This window comes from Streptomyces sp. NPDC057682, from assembly GCF_042799575.1.
Lineage (GTDB): Bacteria > Actinomycetota > Actinomycetes > Streptomycetales > Streptomycetaceae > Streptomyces.
The window spans coordinates 59,116-74,189 of sequence record NZ_JBHVIN010000013.1; the positions used below are offsets into that span (position 1 = coordinate 59,116).

At 74.3% G+C, this 15,074-nt stretch carries 14 protein-coding genes and 1 riboswitch; of the genes, 5 read left to right on the top strand and 9 right to left on the bottom strand.

Annotation, left to right across the window (positions count from 1 at the left end):
• Positions 1–3: 3 nt before the first annotated feature.
• The 4 genes from pknB to thiO form a co-directional block, all read right to left on the bottom strand.
• On the bottom strand, positions 4–1,929 hold the full coding sequence (pknB, locus tag ACFVDM_RS23645; protein WP_383643420.1) for a Stk1 family PASTA domain-containing Ser/Thr kinase: 1,926 nt from the start codon (positions 1,927–1,929) through the stop codon (positions 4–6).
• Positions 1,930–2,058: 129 nt separating this feature from the next.
• Positions 2,059–2,853, bottom strand: coding sequence for a thiazole synthase (locus tag ACFVDM_RS23650; protein WP_383643423.1), 795 nt, complete (start codon positions 2,851–2,853; stop codon positions 2,059–2,061).
• Positions 2,854–2,855: 2 nt separating this feature from the next.
• The gene (gene thiS, locus ACFVDM_RS23655) at positions 2,856–3,080 is read right to left on the bottom strand and encodes a sulfur carrier protein ThiS (protein ID WP_383643426.1); all 225 of its coding nucleotides are present in this window, start codon (positions 3,078–3,080) and stop codon (positions 2,856–2,858) included.
• Positions 3,077–4,258 carry a glycine oxidase ThiO gene (gene thiO / locus ACFVDM_RS23660; protein ID WP_383643428.1) on the bottom strand — a complete coding sequence of 394 codons (1,182 nt, stop codon included), beginning with the start codon at positions 4,256–4,258 and terminating at the stop codon, positions 3,077–3,079. The genes thiS and thiO overlap by 4 nt, the downstream gene beginning before the upstream one ends.
• Positions 4,256–4,368, bottom strand: a riboswitch (TPP riboswitch). It overlaps the preceding gene by 3 nt.
• Positions 4,369–4,450: 82 nt before the next feature.
• Here thiO and ACFVDM_RS23665 point away from each other — a divergent pair.
• The 5 genes from ACFVDM_RS23665 to ACFVDM_RS23685 all read left to right on the top strand — a co-directional run bounded on the left by ACFVDM_RS23665 (position 4,451) and on the right by ACFVDM_RS23685 (position 8,937).
• Positions 4,451–5,701, top strand: a complete 1,251-nt coding sequence (locus ACFVDM_RS23665) for an NAD(P)/FAD-dependent oxidoreductase (RefSeq protein ID WP_383643431.1) — start codon at positions 4,451–4,453, stop codon at positions 5,699–5,701.
• A gap of 70 nt (positions 5,702–5,771) precedes the next feature.
• A complete protein-coding gene (locus ACFVDM_RS23670) occupies positions 5,772–6,137 on the top strand; it encodes an Rv2175c family DNA-binding protein (protein WP_383643434.1) in 366 nt (121 codons plus the stop codon).
• Positions 6,138–6,280: 143 nt separating this feature from the next.
• Positions 6,281–6,934: a thiamine phosphate synthase gene (thiE, locus tag ACFVDM_RS23675; RefSeq protein WP_383643437.1), complete on the top strand. Its 654-nt coding sequence runs from the start codon at positions 6,281–6,283 to the stop codon at positions 6,932–6,934.
• 134 nt (positions 6,935–7,068) lie between these two features.
• Positions 7,069–7,986, top strand: a complete 918-nt coding sequence (gene metF / locus ACFVDM_RS23680; protein ID WP_383643440.1) for a methylenetetrahydrofolate reductase [NAD(P)H] — start codon at positions 7,069–7,071, stop codon at positions 7,984–7,986.
• A 51-nt stretch (positions 7,987–8,037) separates the two neighbouring features.
• Positions 8,038–8,937: a hypothetical protein gene (locus ACFVDM_RS23685; protein WP_383643443.1), complete on the top strand. Its 900-nt coding sequence runs from the start codon at positions 8,038–8,040 to the stop codon at positions 8,935–8,937.
• Between the two features lie 72 nt (positions 8,938–9,009).
• Here ACFVDM_RS23685 and ACFVDM_RS23690 read toward each other — a convergent pair whose 3' ends face one another.
• The 5 genes from ACFVDM_RS23690 to ACFVDM_RS23710 all read right to left on the bottom strand — a co-directional run bounded on the left by ACFVDM_RS23690 (position 9,010) and on the right by ACFVDM_RS23710 (position 15,015).
• Positions 9,010–10,527 (bottom strand): phytoene desaturase family protein, encoded by a 1,518-nt coding sequence (locus tag ACFVDM_RS23690; RefSeq protein WP_383643446.1) that lies wholly within the window; start codon positions 10,525–10,527, stop codon positions 9,010–9,012.
• A gap of 31 nt (positions 10,528–10,558) precedes the next feature.
• Positions 10,559–11,176, bottom strand: coding sequence for a DUF4126 domain-containing protein (locus tag ACFVDM_RS23695; RefSeq protein WP_383643449.1), 618 nt, complete (start codon positions 11,174–11,176; stop codon positions 10,559–10,561).
• Positions 11,177–11,523: 347 nt separating this feature from the next.
• Positions 11,524–12,135: a TetR/AcrR family transcriptional regulator gene (locus ACFVDM_RS23700; protein ID WP_383643452.1), complete on the bottom strand. Its 612-nt coding sequence runs from the start codon at positions 12,133–12,135 to the stop codon at positions 11,524–11,526.
• A gap of 29 nt (positions 12,136–12,164) precedes the next feature.
• The gene (locus ACFVDM_RS23705; protein WP_383643455.1) at positions 12,165–14,252 is read right to left on the bottom strand and encodes a YhgE/Pip family protein; all 2,088 of its coding nucleotides are present in this window, start codon (positions 14,250–14,252) and stop codon (positions 12,165–12,167) included.
• Positions 14,224–15,015 (bottom strand): ATP-binding cassette domain-containing protein, encoded by a 792-nt coding sequence (locus tag ACFVDM_RS23710; RefSeq protein ID WP_383643458.1) that lies wholly within the window; start codon positions 15,013–15,015, stop codon positions 14,224–14,226. The genes ACFVDM_RS23705 and ACFVDM_RS23710 overlap by 29 nt, the downstream gene beginning before the upstream one ends.
• Positions 15,016–15,074: the final 59 nt, after the last annotated feature.

A 15,074-nucleotide genomic window follows, 5' to 3' on the forward strand; every position in this document is an offset into this window, starting at 1 on the left:
GATCTACAGTCCCTTGGTCTTGATGGTGATCGTGCTGCCCTCGGGGGCCTGGTCGCCCCCGTCGACGGACTGGCTCGCGATGGTGTCGCTGAAGGACAGGAAGGGCCGGTCGACCTTGACCTCGAAGCCCGCGTCCTCCAGCAGGCTGCGGGCCTCGTCGATCTTCTTGCCGGTGACGTCCGGCACGTCGATCATGCGGGGGCCCTTGGAGACCGTCAGGGTGACGGTGTCGCCCTCGGCGGCCTGGGTGCCCTCGGCGAGCGACTGGCGGGCGACCGTGCCCGCGTCCTCCGGGGAGCTGACCCGGCCGGGCGCGACCTCGACCCGGAGACCGGCGTCCTCCAGCTCCGCGCGGGCGTCCTCCACGTCCTCGCCCGTGACGTCCGGGACGTCGACCGGGCTGCCCTTGGAGACCACGATCGCGACCGCGGAGTCGGGATGGCGCTCGGCGCCGCCCGCCGGATCGGTGCGCAGCACCTCGCCGGCCGCGGCATCCTCGCTGAACTCCTTGGTGACCATGCCGGGGACCAGTCCCCGCTTCTTCAGCTGCCGCCGGGCCTCGGCCAGCTCCACGCCCGTGACGTCCGGGACCGTGACGATCTCGGGGCCGCGCGAGACGACCAGCGTCACCGAGTTGTTCCGCCGGATCTTGGCGCCCGGCTTCGGGTCGCTGCCGATCACCGTGCCCCGGTCGACCGTGTCGCTGTAGGCCCGACGGACCTCCTTGACGTCGAGCCCGGCGTCCGAGAGGCGGCCCTCTGCGGCCTTCTGGGTCTGGCCCAGCAGCGCGGGGACCCGGGTGAACTGTCCCGAGTTGATGTACCAGACGCCACCGCCGACCCCCAGGACCAGCAGCACGGCGAGGAGCGCGGTGACGAGGCCGCGCCGGGGCGCGCGGGACCGGCCGGATCCGCCGGGGCGTCCGGTGGGCGGCTGGGGCGGCGGGGGCGGTGTCTCCAGCCGGCTGGTGTGGTGGGCGGTGCCCTGGCCCACCGGCAGGACGCGCGGGATCACGCTCGTGCGGTCGTCGGCCCGGTCCGGGGCGTCGCCGGTGGCCTGCGGCGGCACCGCGTCCAGCTCGGCGTCGGTGAGCGCGGCCCGCGCCCGCTGGGACTCGGCGAGCAGCGCCACCGCGTCGAAGGGGCGGACCTCCGGGTCGCGGGCGGTGGCGCTCGCCACCAGCGCGTCCAGCGCCGCGGCCAGACCCGGCACCGCGGCCGACGGGGGCGGGACGTCCTCGTGGAGGTGCTGGTAGATGACCTGGGCGGGAGACTCCCCGCTGTGCGGCTTGGCGCCCGTCAGCATCTCGTACAGCACCACGCCCGAGGCGTACACATCGGCGCGGGTGTCCGCCGTGCCGTGCTCGATCTGCTCGGGGGCGAGGTAGGAGACCGTCCCCAGGATCGTTCCGGTGGTGTTGGTGACCGAGCCGACCGCGCGGACCAGTCCGAAGTCGGCGACCTTGACCCGGCCGTCGTCGCCGATCAGCACGTTCTCCGGCTTCATGTCCCGGTGGACGAAACCCGCCCGGTGCGCGGCGCCCAGCGCGGCGAGCACCGGGTCCAGGATGTCCAGGGCGGCGCGCGGCCGCAGCGCCCCCCGCTCGCGCAGCACGTCGCGCAGCGTGCACCCCGCGACGTACTCCATCGCCAGGTACACGTACTGCCCCTGGGCCCCCTGGTCGAAGACCGCGACCACATTGGGGTGCGCGAGGTGCGCCACCGACTTGGCCTCGCGGATGAAGCGCTCGACGAACGTGGCGTCGGTCGCGAGGGCCGGATGCATCACCTTGAGGGCGAGCACCCGGTCGAGCCGGGTGTCCATCGCCCGGTAGACCGTGGCCATGCCGCCCACGGCGATGCGCGCATCGACGCGGTAGCGGCCGTCGAGCAGCTGCCCGACGAGCGGGTCCTGAAGGGTCGTGTCCACGCGGTCGAGTCTACGAGCCGCCACGGACAGCGCCGACGGGCCGGTGCGGTCCCGGGGCCGTACTGCAGCCGAGCCGTGACAGGGACCCGGGAGCGGCACCGCGCGGGGCCGCTCCCGGGAGCCTCCCGGTCAGAACGCCGGGCGCTCCGGGTCCAGCACCGCGCGCCCCTCGGCCGGCGAGGACGCCTCGGCGAAGTGCCTGCGGGGGATCCGGCCCGCCCGGTACGCCAGCCGCCCGCCCTCCACCGCGTGGCGCATCGCGGCGGCCATCAGCTCGGGCTCCTGCGCCCGGGTCACCGCCGAGGCCAGCATCACCGCCGAGCACCCCAGTTCCATGGCGAGCGCCGCGTCCGAGGCGGTGCCCGCCCCGGCGTCCAGGATCACCGGGACCCGGGCCTGCTCCACGATCAGCCGGAAGTTGTGCGGATTGCGGATGCCGAGGCCGGAGCCGATGGGGGAGCCGAGCGGCATGACCGCCGCGCAGCCCACCTCCTCCAGCCGCCGGGCCAGCACCGGATCGTCGTTGGTGTACGGCAGGACGGTGAAGCCGTCGTCGACCAGCGTCTCCGCCGCGTCCAGCAGCTCGATCGGTTCGGGCAGCAGGGTGCGCTCGTCGGCCACCACCTCCAGCTTGACCCAGTCGGTGCCCAGCGCCTCGCGGGCCAGCCGGGCGGTCAGCACCGCCTCGCCCGCCGTGAAGCAGCCGGCCGTGTTCGGCAGCACCCGGACGGACAGCTTCTCCAGGACGGACAGGACCGAACCGCGCACGGTGGGGTCGATGCGCCGCATGGCGACGGTGGTCAGCTCGGTGCCGGACGCGGCCAGCGAACGCTCCAGCACGTCCAGACTGGGCGCCCCGCCCGTTCCCATGATCAGCCGGGAGCCGAAGACGCTGTCGCCGAGGGTGAAGAGGTCGTCGGACACGGTCAGCCCCCCTGCACCGCGGTCAGCACCTCGACCCGGTCGCCCTCGCGGAGCGCGGCCGAGGCCCACTGTCCGCGCGGCACGACCGTCTCGTTGAGCGCGGCGGCGATGCCCGAGCGGGCCTCGGTGAGCGTGGCGACGAGGGTGTCCAGGGTGGTCCCGGGCGCGACGGCGAGGCGCTCGCCGTTCACGGAGACGTGCACCGAGGGGGCGGATGACTCGGTCATGCGGGCTGCTCCTGACGTACGGGGGCGGCGGCGGGCGCGAACCGGCCGGGGGAGAAGGGGCGGGCAGCCTCGGGCAGTTCGCCGTCGGCCAGCAGCGCGGCCATCGCGTCCCCGGTGACGGGGGTGAGGAGCACCCCGTTGCGGTGGTGGCCGGTGGCGAGGTGCAGTCCGGGCAGCGCGGTGCGGCCGAGCAGCGGGGCGTTGTCGGGGGAGGCGGGGCGCAGCCCGGCCAGGGTCTCGGTGAGGGGCAGTTCGGTGAGGCCGGGGACCAGTTCGTGGGCGTCCCGCAGCAGTTCGTACACCCCGCCGGCCGTGACCGTGGTGTCCCAGCCCATCTCCTCGCTGGTGGCGCCGACGACCAGTTCGCCGTTCTCGCGCGGGACGAGGTAGACGTGGCTGCCCCGGACGACGGCGCGCACGGTGCGCGAGAGGAAGGGGGCGTACGCGGGCGGCACCGTCAGCCGCAGCACCTGCCCCTTCACCGGGCGGACCGGCGGCAGGACGTGCTCGGGCACGCCCGCGAGCCGCCCGCTCAGGCTGCCCGCCGCCAGCACGACCTGGGCGGCGTCGAGCCGGGTGCCGTCGGCCAGGACGGCCCCGGTGGCCCGGTCGCCCGTCACCGCGAGGCGTTCGGCCGTGGCGCGGACCAGGACGACCCCGGCCCGTTCGCAGGCGGTCAGCAGGGCGGCGGCCAGCCGGCGCGGATCGACCTGGTGGTCGCCGTCGACCCGCAGCCCGCCGCGCACCCCCGGCGCGAGCATCGGCTCCAGTCGGCGGCACTCGCGTCCGGAGAGCCATTCCGACGCCAGCCCCGAACGCCGCTGCAGGGCGTGCAGTTCGCGCAGATGGGCGCGGTCGTCGGCGTCCATCGCGACGGCCAGGGTGCCGCAGGCGCGGAAGCCGATGTCCTGTCCGCTCGCCTCCTCCAGTTCGGCCGCGAAGGCCGGATAGCGGGCCGCCGAGGCCAGGTTGAGGCCGAGGAGCATCTCCTCGCCGTAGTGGAGTTCGGTGACGGCGGCCAGCATCCCGGCCGCGACCCGGGCGGCCCCGCCGCCGGGATCGGGGTCGGCGACCACGACGGACAGACCGCGCTGCGCGGCCCGCCAAGCCGTTACCAGTCCGATGACGCCGCCGCCGATGACGAGGACGTCGGACCCTGCTCTTCGGTGGATGGGCATGGGCGTCCAGCCCCTCCCTTCGCCGGCATGACCCGGATCAGGTTCGTACGGTCGGAGGCCGTCCAGCCTCCCTCTCAGCCCGGTGCGTCCGGGCTCCCGCGAGTGCGTTGCACGGCCACCCTAAACCCGGCCGGGGAACGCCGATCCGGGAACCCGCTTCCTGACGATTCGTCAGGTGTTTAAGGTGGGCGGGTGGACGAGCAGACCGGACAGCAGCAGCAGACGGCGCGGAACGGGCGCCGCGTCGTGATCGCCGGAGCGGGCATGGCGGGGGTGCAGACCGCCGTCGCCCTGCGCGAACAGGGCTTCACCGGCCCCGTCACGCTGATCGGCGCCGAGCCCCATCAGCCCTACGACCGGCCGCCGCTGTCGAAGGCGGTCCTCCTCGGCACGGCGGAGAGCTCCGCCTTCGACATCGACTTCGACGCGCTGGACGTCACCCTGCGGCTCGGCCTCGACGTGACCGGGCTGCGCCCGGACGCCCGCGAACTGGACACCCCGCAGGGACCCGTCCCCTACGACGTCCTGGTCCTCGCCACCGGTGCCGAACCCCTGACCCTCCCCGGCGCCGAGGATGTGCCCGGGGTCCATCTGCTGCGCACCCTGGACGACGCCGCGCGGCTGCGCCCGGTCCTGGAGCGGCGGCACCGGGTCGTGGTCGTCGGCGCGGGCTGGATCGGCGCCGAGTTCGCCACCGCCGCCCGCGCGGCCGGCTGCGAGGTCACCGTCGTCGAGGCCGCCGCCCGCCCACTGGCCGGCGCCCTGCCCGCCGAGGCCGCCGCCCCGATGGCCCGCTGGTACGAGGAGAGCGGCGCCGTCCTCCTCACCGGCGCCCGGGTCGCCGCCGTCGAGCCCGGCCGGGTGGAGCTGGCCGACGGCCGCGTCCTGCCCGCGGACGCCGTCGTCGTCGGCATCGGCGCCCGTCCCGCGACCCGCTGGCTCGCCGGGTCCGGGATCGCGCTCGGCCCGGACGGATCGGTCACCGCCGACGCCTCGCTGCGCACCTCGCTCCCGGACGTCTACGCGGTCGGCGACTGCGCCTCCTTCCCCTCCGCCCGGTACGGGGAGCGGCTGCTCGTCCACCACTGGGACAACGCCCTCCAGGGGCCCAGGACCGTGGCCGCCGCCGTCACCGCCGGCCCGGAGGGCGGCGGCGCGGACCCGGTCTACGACCCGGTGCCCTACTTCTGGTCCGAGCAGTTCGGCCGCTTCGTCCAGTACGCCGGGCACCATGCGGAGGCCGACGCCCTGGTCCGGCGGGGCGACCCGGACGGCCCGGCGTGGTCGGTGTGCTGGCTGCGCTCCGGCGCGCTCGTCGCCGTACTGGCGGTCGGCCGTCCGCGCGATCTCGCCCAGGGGCGCAGGCTCATCGAATCGGGCGCGGAACTGGACCCGGACCGGGTCGCGGACCCCTCCGTACCGCTGAAGTCGGCCACCCGCTGACCACCGCACCGGCCCCACGGACGGGCCGCCCGGGTACCGGCTGTCGGTCCGGGATGGCACGCTTGTCCCCGTGACCGAGATTGACGCAAAGACCGATGCTCTCGTCCCCGCCTGGCTCCACCTGCCCGACATCGCCGAAATGATCGATGTCGAGGTGACGCGTGTGCGGCAGCTGGTCAAGGAGGGCCAGCTCATCGCCGTACGCCGCGGGGAGAACCGGGCCCTCCAGGTGCCCGCCGCCTTCATCGACGGCGACCGGGTGGTCAAGGGCCTTTCGGGGACCCTGACGCTCCTGAGGGACGACGGCTTCTCCGACGAGGAGATGCTGGAGTGGCTCTTCACACCCGACCCGAGCCTGCCGGGCACGCCCGCCCAGGCGCTGAGCGAGAACCGCGGCACGGAGGTGAAGCGCCGCGCCCAGGCGCTCGCCGTCTGATCCGTGGCCCGTCGGCCGGACCGGGGCGAGGACCCCGGCCGGACCGCGGGACACGTTCCGGCCGCGCCGGGGTGCGGACCCGCACCCCGGCGCGGTGCCGCACCCGTACCACCGCCGTCACCGTCCCCGGGGGGAACCGCACCATGTCCACGCCTCGCGCGCAGCTGTCCGACGCCCGGCTCTACCTGTGCACGGACGCCCGCCGCCGCCAGGGCGACCTGCCCGCCTTCCTCGACGCGGTCCTCACGAGCGGGGTGGACATCGTCCAGCTCCGCGACAAGGGCATGGAGGCGGCCGAGGAGCTGGACCACCTCCAGGTCTTCGCCGACGCCTGCAAGCGCCACGGCGCGCTCCTCGCGGTCAACGACCGGGCCGACGTCGCCCACGCCATCGGTTCCGACGTGCTGCACCTGGGCCAGGGCGACCTGCCGGTCCCGGCCGCCCGCGCGATCCTCGGCCCCCACGTCCTGGTCGGCCGCTCCACGCACGCCGAGGCGGAGGTCGACGCGGCCCTCGCCCAGCCCGGCGTGGACTACTTCTGCACGGGCCCCTGCTGGCCCACCCCCACCAAGCCCGGCCGCACCGCCCCCGGACTCGGCCTCGTCCGCCACGCCGCCTCGCTCGCCCCGGACCGCCCCTGGTTCGCCATCGGCGGCATCGACGCGGGCAACCTCGACGAGGTGCTGGACGCCGGGGCGCGCCGGATCGTCGTCGTCCGCGCCGTCACGGAGGCCTCCGACCCGGGGGCCGCGGCGGCGGAGCTGGCCCGCCGGATCCGGGAGCGCGCCGAGGTGTGACGGAGGAGTGGCCGGGGAGGCCGGGGAGCCGTTCCGGGACGGAAGTGTCCGAGGCGTGGACAAAGAACCGGGCATTCAAGCCAAATCACCCCAGTTCGGTTGGGTGTCGGGCCGGGCCTGGTTAACCTGCCCGTATGGCCCTTGGCACCCCCTCCACCAGGACAGATCGCGCGCCCACCGTGCGTGAGATGCTCGCGACCGGCAAGACCTTGTACTCGTTCGAGTTCTGGGCCCCCAGGACCGAGAAGGGCGAGCGCAATCTGTGGAACGCGCTGCGCCGGGTCGAGGCGATGCGTCCGAACTTCGTCTCCGTGACGTACGGCGCCGGCGGGTCCACCCGGTCCGGGACGGTGAAGGCCACCCAGGACATCGCCGCCGAGTCGACCCTCACCCCGGTCGCCCACCTCACGGCGGTCAACCACTCCGTCGCCGAGCTGCGCAACATGATCGGGCAGTACGCCGACGCCGGGATCCGGAACATCCTCGCGGTGCGCGGCGACCCGCCGGGCGACCCCATGGGCCCCTGGGTGGAGCACCCCCAGGGCGTGCGGTACGCGGCCGATCTGGTGCGGCTGATCAAGGAGTCCGGCGATTTCTGCGTCGGCGTCGCGGCCTTTCCCGAACGGCACCCGCGCTCGCCCGACTGGGACAGCGACGTCCGGCATTTCGTGGACAAGTGCCGGGCCGGCGCCGACTACGCGATCACGCAGATGTTCTTCGATCCGGAGAACTACCTCCGGATGCGTGACCGGGTGGTCGCCGCGGGTGGCGAGACGCCGATCATCCCCGAGGTGATGCCCCTGACGAGCGTCCGCCAGTTGGAGCGATTCGCCCAGCTCAGCAACGCGTCCCTGCCCGAGGAGCTGAAAGAGCGCATCCTCGCCGCCAAGGACGACCCCGCCGCTGTACGCTCCATTGGCATCGACTTCGCGACGCGGTTCTGCGCGAGGCTGCTTTCCGAGGGTGTCCCCGGGCTGCACTTCATCACGCTGAACAACTCGACGGCGACGCTCGAAATCTACGAGAATCTCGGACTGCACAAGCAGTTGTGACCGGCCGTACCCGCCACCACCCCGGGGCGGTGGCCGTGGAAGGGGGCGGGCATGGGCTGGACGGTCCTCTACATCGCGTTCGGCATCGTTGCGCTGTGGCTGCTCGGCGAGGTGCTGCTCCAGTACAAGGCACGGCTGCGCTGGCGGCTGCTCGCCTTCACCGGCTTCGCGGGTGTGGTCGTCGGCGTGCTGATGCCCTCCGTGTTCGTCATCGCCCTGGGCGCCGTCGCCTTCGCGATCGGCCAGACCTATGTGACGCTCTCCTTCCGCCGCGGCTTCTCGACCGGCTGGGCCATAGGGGGAAGCCCCGGGGAGAGCCGGCGCAGGCGCGGCGCCGCCGACCGCGAGCCCACGCTCCAGGTCTCCGACCTGGAGATGGAGTACGCGCCGGAGCCGCCGGCCCGGCAGGAGCCCGCGCCCCGGCCGGCCGCCGCGGTCTACGAGCCCGAGCCCATGCCCGACGACACCGGCCGCTACGGGATCTACAACGACCCGGCCCCCGCCGCCCAGGACCCCGGACAGCACCAGGCCCCCCAGGCGCAGCCGCAGTACGACGGATACGGCGACTACTCCGGCTACCCGGCCCAGGGCGGCCAGGACACCTACGCGGGCCAGGACACCTACGCGGCCACCGGCTCCTACGACTACGGCACCGACCACCAGCAGTACGCCGCGTACTCCGACCCGTACATCGGTACCACCGCGGGCACCCCCGACTACGGCACGTACCAGGACTACGGCACCCCGCAGCAGTACGACGGCTACGGCACCGGCCAGCAGTTCGCCGACCCGTACGCCGCACAGGGCTACGCCCCCGACACCCCGCCCGGCGGCGTCTGGGTCCCCCAGCAGCGCGAGGGCGAGCAGTACCCCCCGCAGCAGCCCGCCCAGCAGACGCCGTACCCGAACGGCTACGACAACGGCTACGGCAACGAGCCGTACCGCTACTAGGGCTGTCCGGGACTTCGTCCGCAAGGAACCCGGGCTCCGCCACCCCCGGGACCCCGGGGTTTCCGGCTCACCTCACTGCGAGCCGCGGAAGCCCTCGCCCTCCACGACCAGACCCGCCACCAGCGCCCCGGACATGCCGGCGTGGGCGAGTCCGCCGCCCGGATGCGACCAGCCGCCCGCCAGGAGCAGTCCGGGCAGACGGGTGAGATTGCCCGGGTGGAGGAAGCCGCCCGCGGCGCCCGCCAGTGAGGGCGCGGGCACGGCGCCGCCCTCGGCCCCCGTCGCCGCCGCCGTCTCCGCCGGGGTCCGCACCTCCCGGTGCAGCACCCGCTCCCGCAGACCGGGCACCGCGGCGGCCGCCGCGTCGATCAGGGTGTCCGCGTACCGCGCCCGCAGCGCCTCGTCCGTCCAGTCCACGGGGCCGTGCGGGGCGACCGTCGCCGTCAGCGTCACGGCCTCGTGGGCCTCGTCGGGGCGGGTCGAGGGATCGTCGGGGCGCAGCACCGTCACCGTGGGACGCGCGGCGAGCCGGCCGCCGAAGACCGCCTCGCGCTCGGCCGCCCCGTCCGCCGGGTGCACCACCGTCCGGTGGGCGGTGTCCGAGGGACGGGCACCGCGCAGCGACAGCAGCACCAGGAACCGGCCGGTGGGCGCGGAGCCCCCGGACCGGGGCTGCACCGTCACCTCGCCGTCCCGCCACAGCTCCTGAGGGGGCGTCAGCCCCGGATGCGGGCGGGCGCCCAGCACCACGTGATCCGCCTCCGCCACCGTCCCGTCCGCCAGCTCCACCCCGGCGGCGCGGCCGTCCTTCTCGACGATCCGGGCCGCCTCCGCCCCGAAGACGAACTCCACCTTCCGGGCCAGGCACCGCTCGTACACGGCCCGCGCCAGGGCGCGCAGCCCGCCCGCCACGTACCAGCTGCCGAAGGTCTCCTCCATGTACGGCAGGAGTGCCGCGCCCGCCGGGGCGTGCGCGGGGTCCAGCCCGTACGACAGCGCGTACCCGTCGAGCAGGGCGGCCAGCCGGGGGTCGGACAGCTCCCAGGAGCCGACCTCCGCCAGGGTGCCCGCCCGCAGGGCCGGGCGCAGCAGTCGGCGCCGCACCGGCGCGGGGTAGGGATCGCGGCCCAGCACCTGCCAGTCGCTCCGCAGCGGCTCCTCCAGCAGCGGCCGCCGCGAGCGGTCCCAGGCGTCCCGGGCCCGGTCGAGGAAGTCCCCCCAACTCCGCCCGGCACCCGTGCCGAGCGCCGCGTCCAGCGCGGAGACGGTGCCGGCCCGCGAGGCGTTGGGCAGGGACACGTCCGTGCCGTCCGCGAAGACATGACGGCTCGCCGGATCGACCTGGGTCAGCGTGACGCAGTCCTCCAGCGGCTCCTTGCCCGTCTTCACGAACAGATCGCGGTAGACCGCCGGGAGATGGAGCAGGCCGGGCCCGGTGTCGAAGACGAAGCCCTCGTGGGCATGGCTGCCCAGCGCGCCGCCGTACGTCTCCGCGCGCTCGTACACCGTCACCCGGTGCCCGGCCACGGCCAGCCGCGCCGCCGCCGACATCGCGCCCATCCCGGCGCCGATCACCGCAATACGTGCCATGCCAGCGACCTTAACGGCCGCCACCGACAGCTCAGCCGCCAGGCTGCTGCAAGGGGGTCCGCCCCAGCCGTTTCTCCGCACGCCGCTCGGCCCGGCGCCGCAGGAACCGGCGGATCCGGGAGACCAGGAAGAGCGTGATCACCACACCGGTGAGCAGGATCGCCAGGGCGAACCCGGCCGCGATCCACGGATGGAAGATCGCGAAGGTGATGACGGCGGCGACACCGAGGTCCTCCACCAGGCTCAGCGCGATGTTGCTGAAGGGCTCCGGGGTGGTGTTGACGGCCATGCGCGTGCCGGCCTTCACCAGATGGCTCACCAGCGCGGTGGAACCGCCGATGGCCCCGGCCGCCAGCTCCGGCAGCGAACCGCTCTCGCCCGCCAGCAGCGCCGCCACGACGGCCCCGGAGAGCGGCCTGACGACCGTGTGCACCGAGTCCCACACGGTGTCGACGTACGGGATCTTGTCCGCCACCACCTCGCACAGGAAGAGCACGCCGACGACGACGAGCACGTCGGTGCGCTGGAGCGCCGCGGGCACCTCGTCGGAGACACCGGTCGCGCCGAAGAGGCCGAGCAGGAGGACCACGGCGTAGGCGTTGATCCCGCTCGCCCAGCCACTCGTGAACACCAGAGGGAGTACGGACACGGACGCGATCGTAACCAGGTGGCGTACCCGTACGGGAGGGAACGGGTGCACAGCCCTGAGTATCCGTACCTAGACGCCGAGATGAGTAGACGCGCGGATGGGTTCCCACCTGCGCGGACGGCAGAGTGGGGACCACGGACGGGGCGTCGCGCCACCACCGCCGGCACGGGGCGGCGGAGCGGGGTGCGGCGGCCTTTCCGAACGGGGGTGCGCGACGGAGGACTTCGGGACCACGGGGGACACGGGGTCACGGGGGAGGGTTCTCCGGCAGCACACGAAGCGCCGGTCGTACGGGGCCCGGGGGGATCGGGCTCCGCGCGGCCGGCGCTCTCGTGCGTTCGGGGGCGTCAGCGCCCGCTGACCCGCCCGCGCAGCAACAGGGACAGGGCGGAGTGCACATCGTCGATGGAGCGCTCCGGCTGGAACGCCTGCCAGTCCAGCGCCGCCACCAGCACCATGCCCACCAGCGCGGCCGCCGTCAGCGGGATGTCGATCTCCTCGCTCAGCTCACCGCCCGCCACGCCCTCCCGGAGCACGTCCTCCACGACGGCGACGGCCTCCTGACGCACCACCAGCAGGGTCGACTGCCAGGCGCGGTTGGTGCGCCACAGCTCGGCCACGTACAGCTGGGTGAAGGCCGGATAGCGGTCGATGAAGACCAGACCCGCCCGGATCATGGCGTCCAGGGCCTCGACCCGGCTGCCGCCGCGCGCGGCGGTCTCCTCGGCCGCCGTGCGCAGCGACGCGGTGAGCAGGCCGACGCCGTGGCGCAGCAGCTCCTCGAAGAGCTCCGTCTTGCTCTTGAAGTTGTAGTAGACCGTCCCCTTGGCGACCCCGGCCCGCTCGGCGATCTCGTCCACCGTGGTGGCCGAGAAGCCCTTCTCGGCGATCAGGGTCACGGCCGCCTCGTAGAGCTTCTGCCGGGTGGCGCGGCGGCGCGTGGTGCTGCTGCTTTCCATGGTCCCGATTCTCACAGGTCCCGGGGGTCTCACAGGGTCAGTTCGGGACGGAGCCGGTCCAGGGTCCACATCTGCCGGCGCCGGGCGGACAGGGCCGTCAGCGCGAGCGCCCCGGCGGTGAAGGCCACCAGGACCGCGCACCCCTGCCAGACCGGGCCGAGCCCGCCGCCCGTGATCAGCCGGCGCAGCCCCTCGACGATGTAGCTCATCGGCAGATACGGGTGGATCGCGTTGAAGAAGCCCGGACTGGTCTGGACGGGGTAGGTACCGCCCGCCGAGGTGAGCTGGAGCATCAGCACCGCCAGGACCAGGATCCGCCCGGCCGCCCCGAAGCGGGCGTTCAGCCACTGCACGAGCGCGGCGAAGCAGCAGGTGACCAGGGAGAGGAAACCGAGCGTCCCGGCGGCACGGGCCATCTGCAGACCGAGTCCCCAGTGCAGTACGGACATCAGCGCGGCCACCTGGAGCACTCCCAGCGCCGCCACCGGCAGCCAGCCCGCCAGCGCGATCCGCCAGGCCGGGGCCCCGGCCGCCAGGGCCCGCCGGCTGAGCGGCTGGATCAGCATGTACGCCACCATCGCGCCGACCCAGAGGGAGAGCGGGATGAAGTAGGGGGCGAATCCGGTGCCGTAGTTGGGTGCGCGGTGCAGCGACTGCGAGGCCAGCTGCACGGGGTCGGCCATGACCTCCGTACGGGCGTCGCGGTCCTTCTTGCCGTAGTCGGGGATCCGGCCGACACCGTCGCCGAGCCCCTGCGCGAGGGTCGCCGAGCCGTCGCCCAGCCGGATCAGACCGCTGTCCAGGCTCGTCGCGCCCTTCCTGAGGTCGCCGACGCCGGTGTTCAGGTCGGCGGAACCGGTCTTCGCCGTGCCGAGGCCGGTGTGGAGGCTGCCCGCGCCCTTCGCGACCTTGTGGGCCCCGGTGTTCAGCGCGTTGACCTTCTTGACGGCTCCCTCCAGGTCCTCGTCCAGGTGCGGTGCCCGTTTCGCGAGGGCGTCGGCCTGGGTCCGGAGCGTGGTGAGCTGGGCGCGCAGCTTCTTGAGGTCGCCGTCCTGGTCCTCGACGAGCACGGCGACGTCGTCCGCGACGGCGGCGACATCGGCCGCGGCCGTCACGGCGCGACCCAGCGGGGCGCAGACATCCGCGTCGGGCAGCGGCTGCTCCTCGCAGCGGGTGCGGTGGACGGCGGTGAGGTCGTCGGCGGCGGTGTGCGCGGCGGTGGCGGCGGCGGGCGCCGCCTCCACCAGCAGGCCGAGGTTGTCCCGGACGGTCCTGGCGGAGTCCGCGACCAGCCGGGCCGTGTCCCCGATGGCCTTGCCGTTGTCCTTCAGGAAGGGGCGTACGTCGGCGGCCACCCCGTTGACCTTGTCGGCGAGCGCCTGGGTGCCGGCGGCGACCTCGCGGGAGCCGGTCTCCAGATCGGCGGCGCCCTTGTCGAGCGTGACGATCCCGGTGGCCAGCCGGCCGCTGCCCGCCTTGGCGTCCTTGAGGCCGTCCGCGAGGTCCTTCGACCCCTTCTTGGCCCGGCCGATACCGCCTTCGAGGTCGGCCGCGCCCCTGGCCGCCTTCGCCGTCGCGTCGTGCAGGTCGGAGAAGTTGATGAAGATCCGGTCCAGGAAGTTCCGGGAGGCGTTCGTGGAGGCGGCGGTGCGCACCTCGGAGAACACGGTCCGGGAGATCTGGCCGACGATGTAGTTGTTCGCGTCGTTCGTACGGACCTGGAGCGCGCCCGTCTCGGGGGAGTCGCCCGCGCTGGAGGCGATGCGCCGGCTGAAGTCGGCCGGCATGGTCAGCGAGAGGTAGTACGTCCCGTCCTCGACGCCCCGGGCCGCCTCGGCCCCGCTCACCTCGTGCCAGTCGAAGACCTCGGAGCCGAGCAGTTTCGCGGTGATCTCGTCACCCGCCGCGAGGCGCTTGCCGTCGGCGGTGGCGCCTCTGTCGTCGTTGACCAGGGCGACGGGGATCCGGTCCAGGCGCCCGTAGGGGTCCCAGAACGACCAGAGGTACAGGGCCCCGTAGAGCAGCGGCAGCAGCAGGAGGGCGGCGAGCGCGGCGCGCGGCAGCCGGCCGCGGCCGAAGCGCCTCAGCTCAAGAGCGGCCAGTCGCGGCGCACGCATCGGCCGTCCCTTCGTCGTGGTGGTGAGCGGGGTGCTCGGTGTGTCCGGGGCCGTCGGCCGGGGCCGGAGGGGGTCCGGTCCGGACGAGGACGGCGTCCTCGGGGGCCTGGCTGCACACCGCCAGGACGGTCGTTCCGTCGGCGGCGAGCGCGCGCAGCAGATCCCAGGCCTCGGCGCGCTCGGCGTCGGAGAGCTTGAGGTCGGTGTCGTCCACCGCGAGCAGCCGGGGCCGGCCGATCAGCGCCAGGGCGACGGAGAGCCGGAGCGCCTCCAGGCGTTCCAGGTCCCGCACCGAGGTCCGCTCCGCCTTCGGCAGCGCGGCGAGGTCGAGTCCGGCCGCCTCCAGCGCCGCGTCCGTCCGGGCCCGGCGGCCGGCGGCCCGTTCGGCGCGCGGACGCAGCAGCGCGCGCGGGGAGGTGCCGTAGCGGTGCTGGAGGAGGGCCCGCTCGCGCAGATGCTCGCCGACCGTGAAGGCCGGGTCGAGTTCGCTGACGCCGGGCACCGGGCCGAGGGCGGCGATCCGGCGTACGGCGGCGGCGCGGCGGGGGAGCGGGAGTCCGGCGGTCGTCGCCCCGCCCGCGGTGGGGCGCATCCGGCCGGTGACGGTGAGCAGCAGACAGGTGCGCCCCGAACCGGACGGGCCCTCGACCGCCACGAGCGAGCCGGGCGCGGCGTCGAACGCCACGTCCCGGAACGCCCAGCCGCGCGCTCCTCTGACGCCGAGACCGTCGGCGGTGACGGCCGCCCCGTGCGGGCTGTCCACGGACCCTCCCCCGTGTGCGGGCGGCTGTTCCGGGCCGCCCGCACCTTTTTGAACTGACT

Excerpts from the sequence above, each read along its gene's own strand:
- thiS (WP_383643426.1), bottom strand. The coding sequence starts at position 3,080 with ATGACCGAGTCATCCGCCCCCTCGGTGCACGTCTCCGTGAACGGCGAG.
- thiO (WP_383643428.1), bottom strand. The coding sequence starts at position 4,258 with ATGCCCATCCACCGAAGAGCAGGGTCCGACGTCCTCGTCATCGGCGGC.
- thiE (WP_383643437.1), top strand. The coding sequence starts at position 6,281 with ATGTCCACGCCTCGCGCGCAGCTGTCCGACGCCCGGCTCTACCTGTGC.
- metF (WP_383643440.1), top strand. The coding sequence starts at position 7,069 with ATGGCCCTTGGCACCCCCTCCACCAGGACAGATCGCGCGCCCACCGTG.
- ACFVDM_RS23685 (WP_383643443.1), top strand. The coding sequence starts at position 8,038 with ATGGGCTGGACGGTCCTCTACATCGCGTTCGGCATCGTTGCGCTGTGG.
- ACFVDM_RS23690 (WP_383643446.1), bottom strand. The coding sequence starts at position 10,527 with ATGGCACGTATTGCGGTGATCGGCGCCGGGATGGGCGCGATGTCGGCG.
- ACFVDM_RS23700 (WP_383643452.1), bottom strand. The coding sequence starts at position 12,135 with ATGGAAAGCAGCAGCACCACGCGCCGCCGCGCCACCCGGCAGAAGCTC.
- ACFVDM_RS23705 (WP_383643455.1), bottom strand. The coding sequence starts at position 14,252 with ATGCGTGCGCCGCGACTGGCCGCTCTTGAGCTGAGGCGCTTCGGCCGC.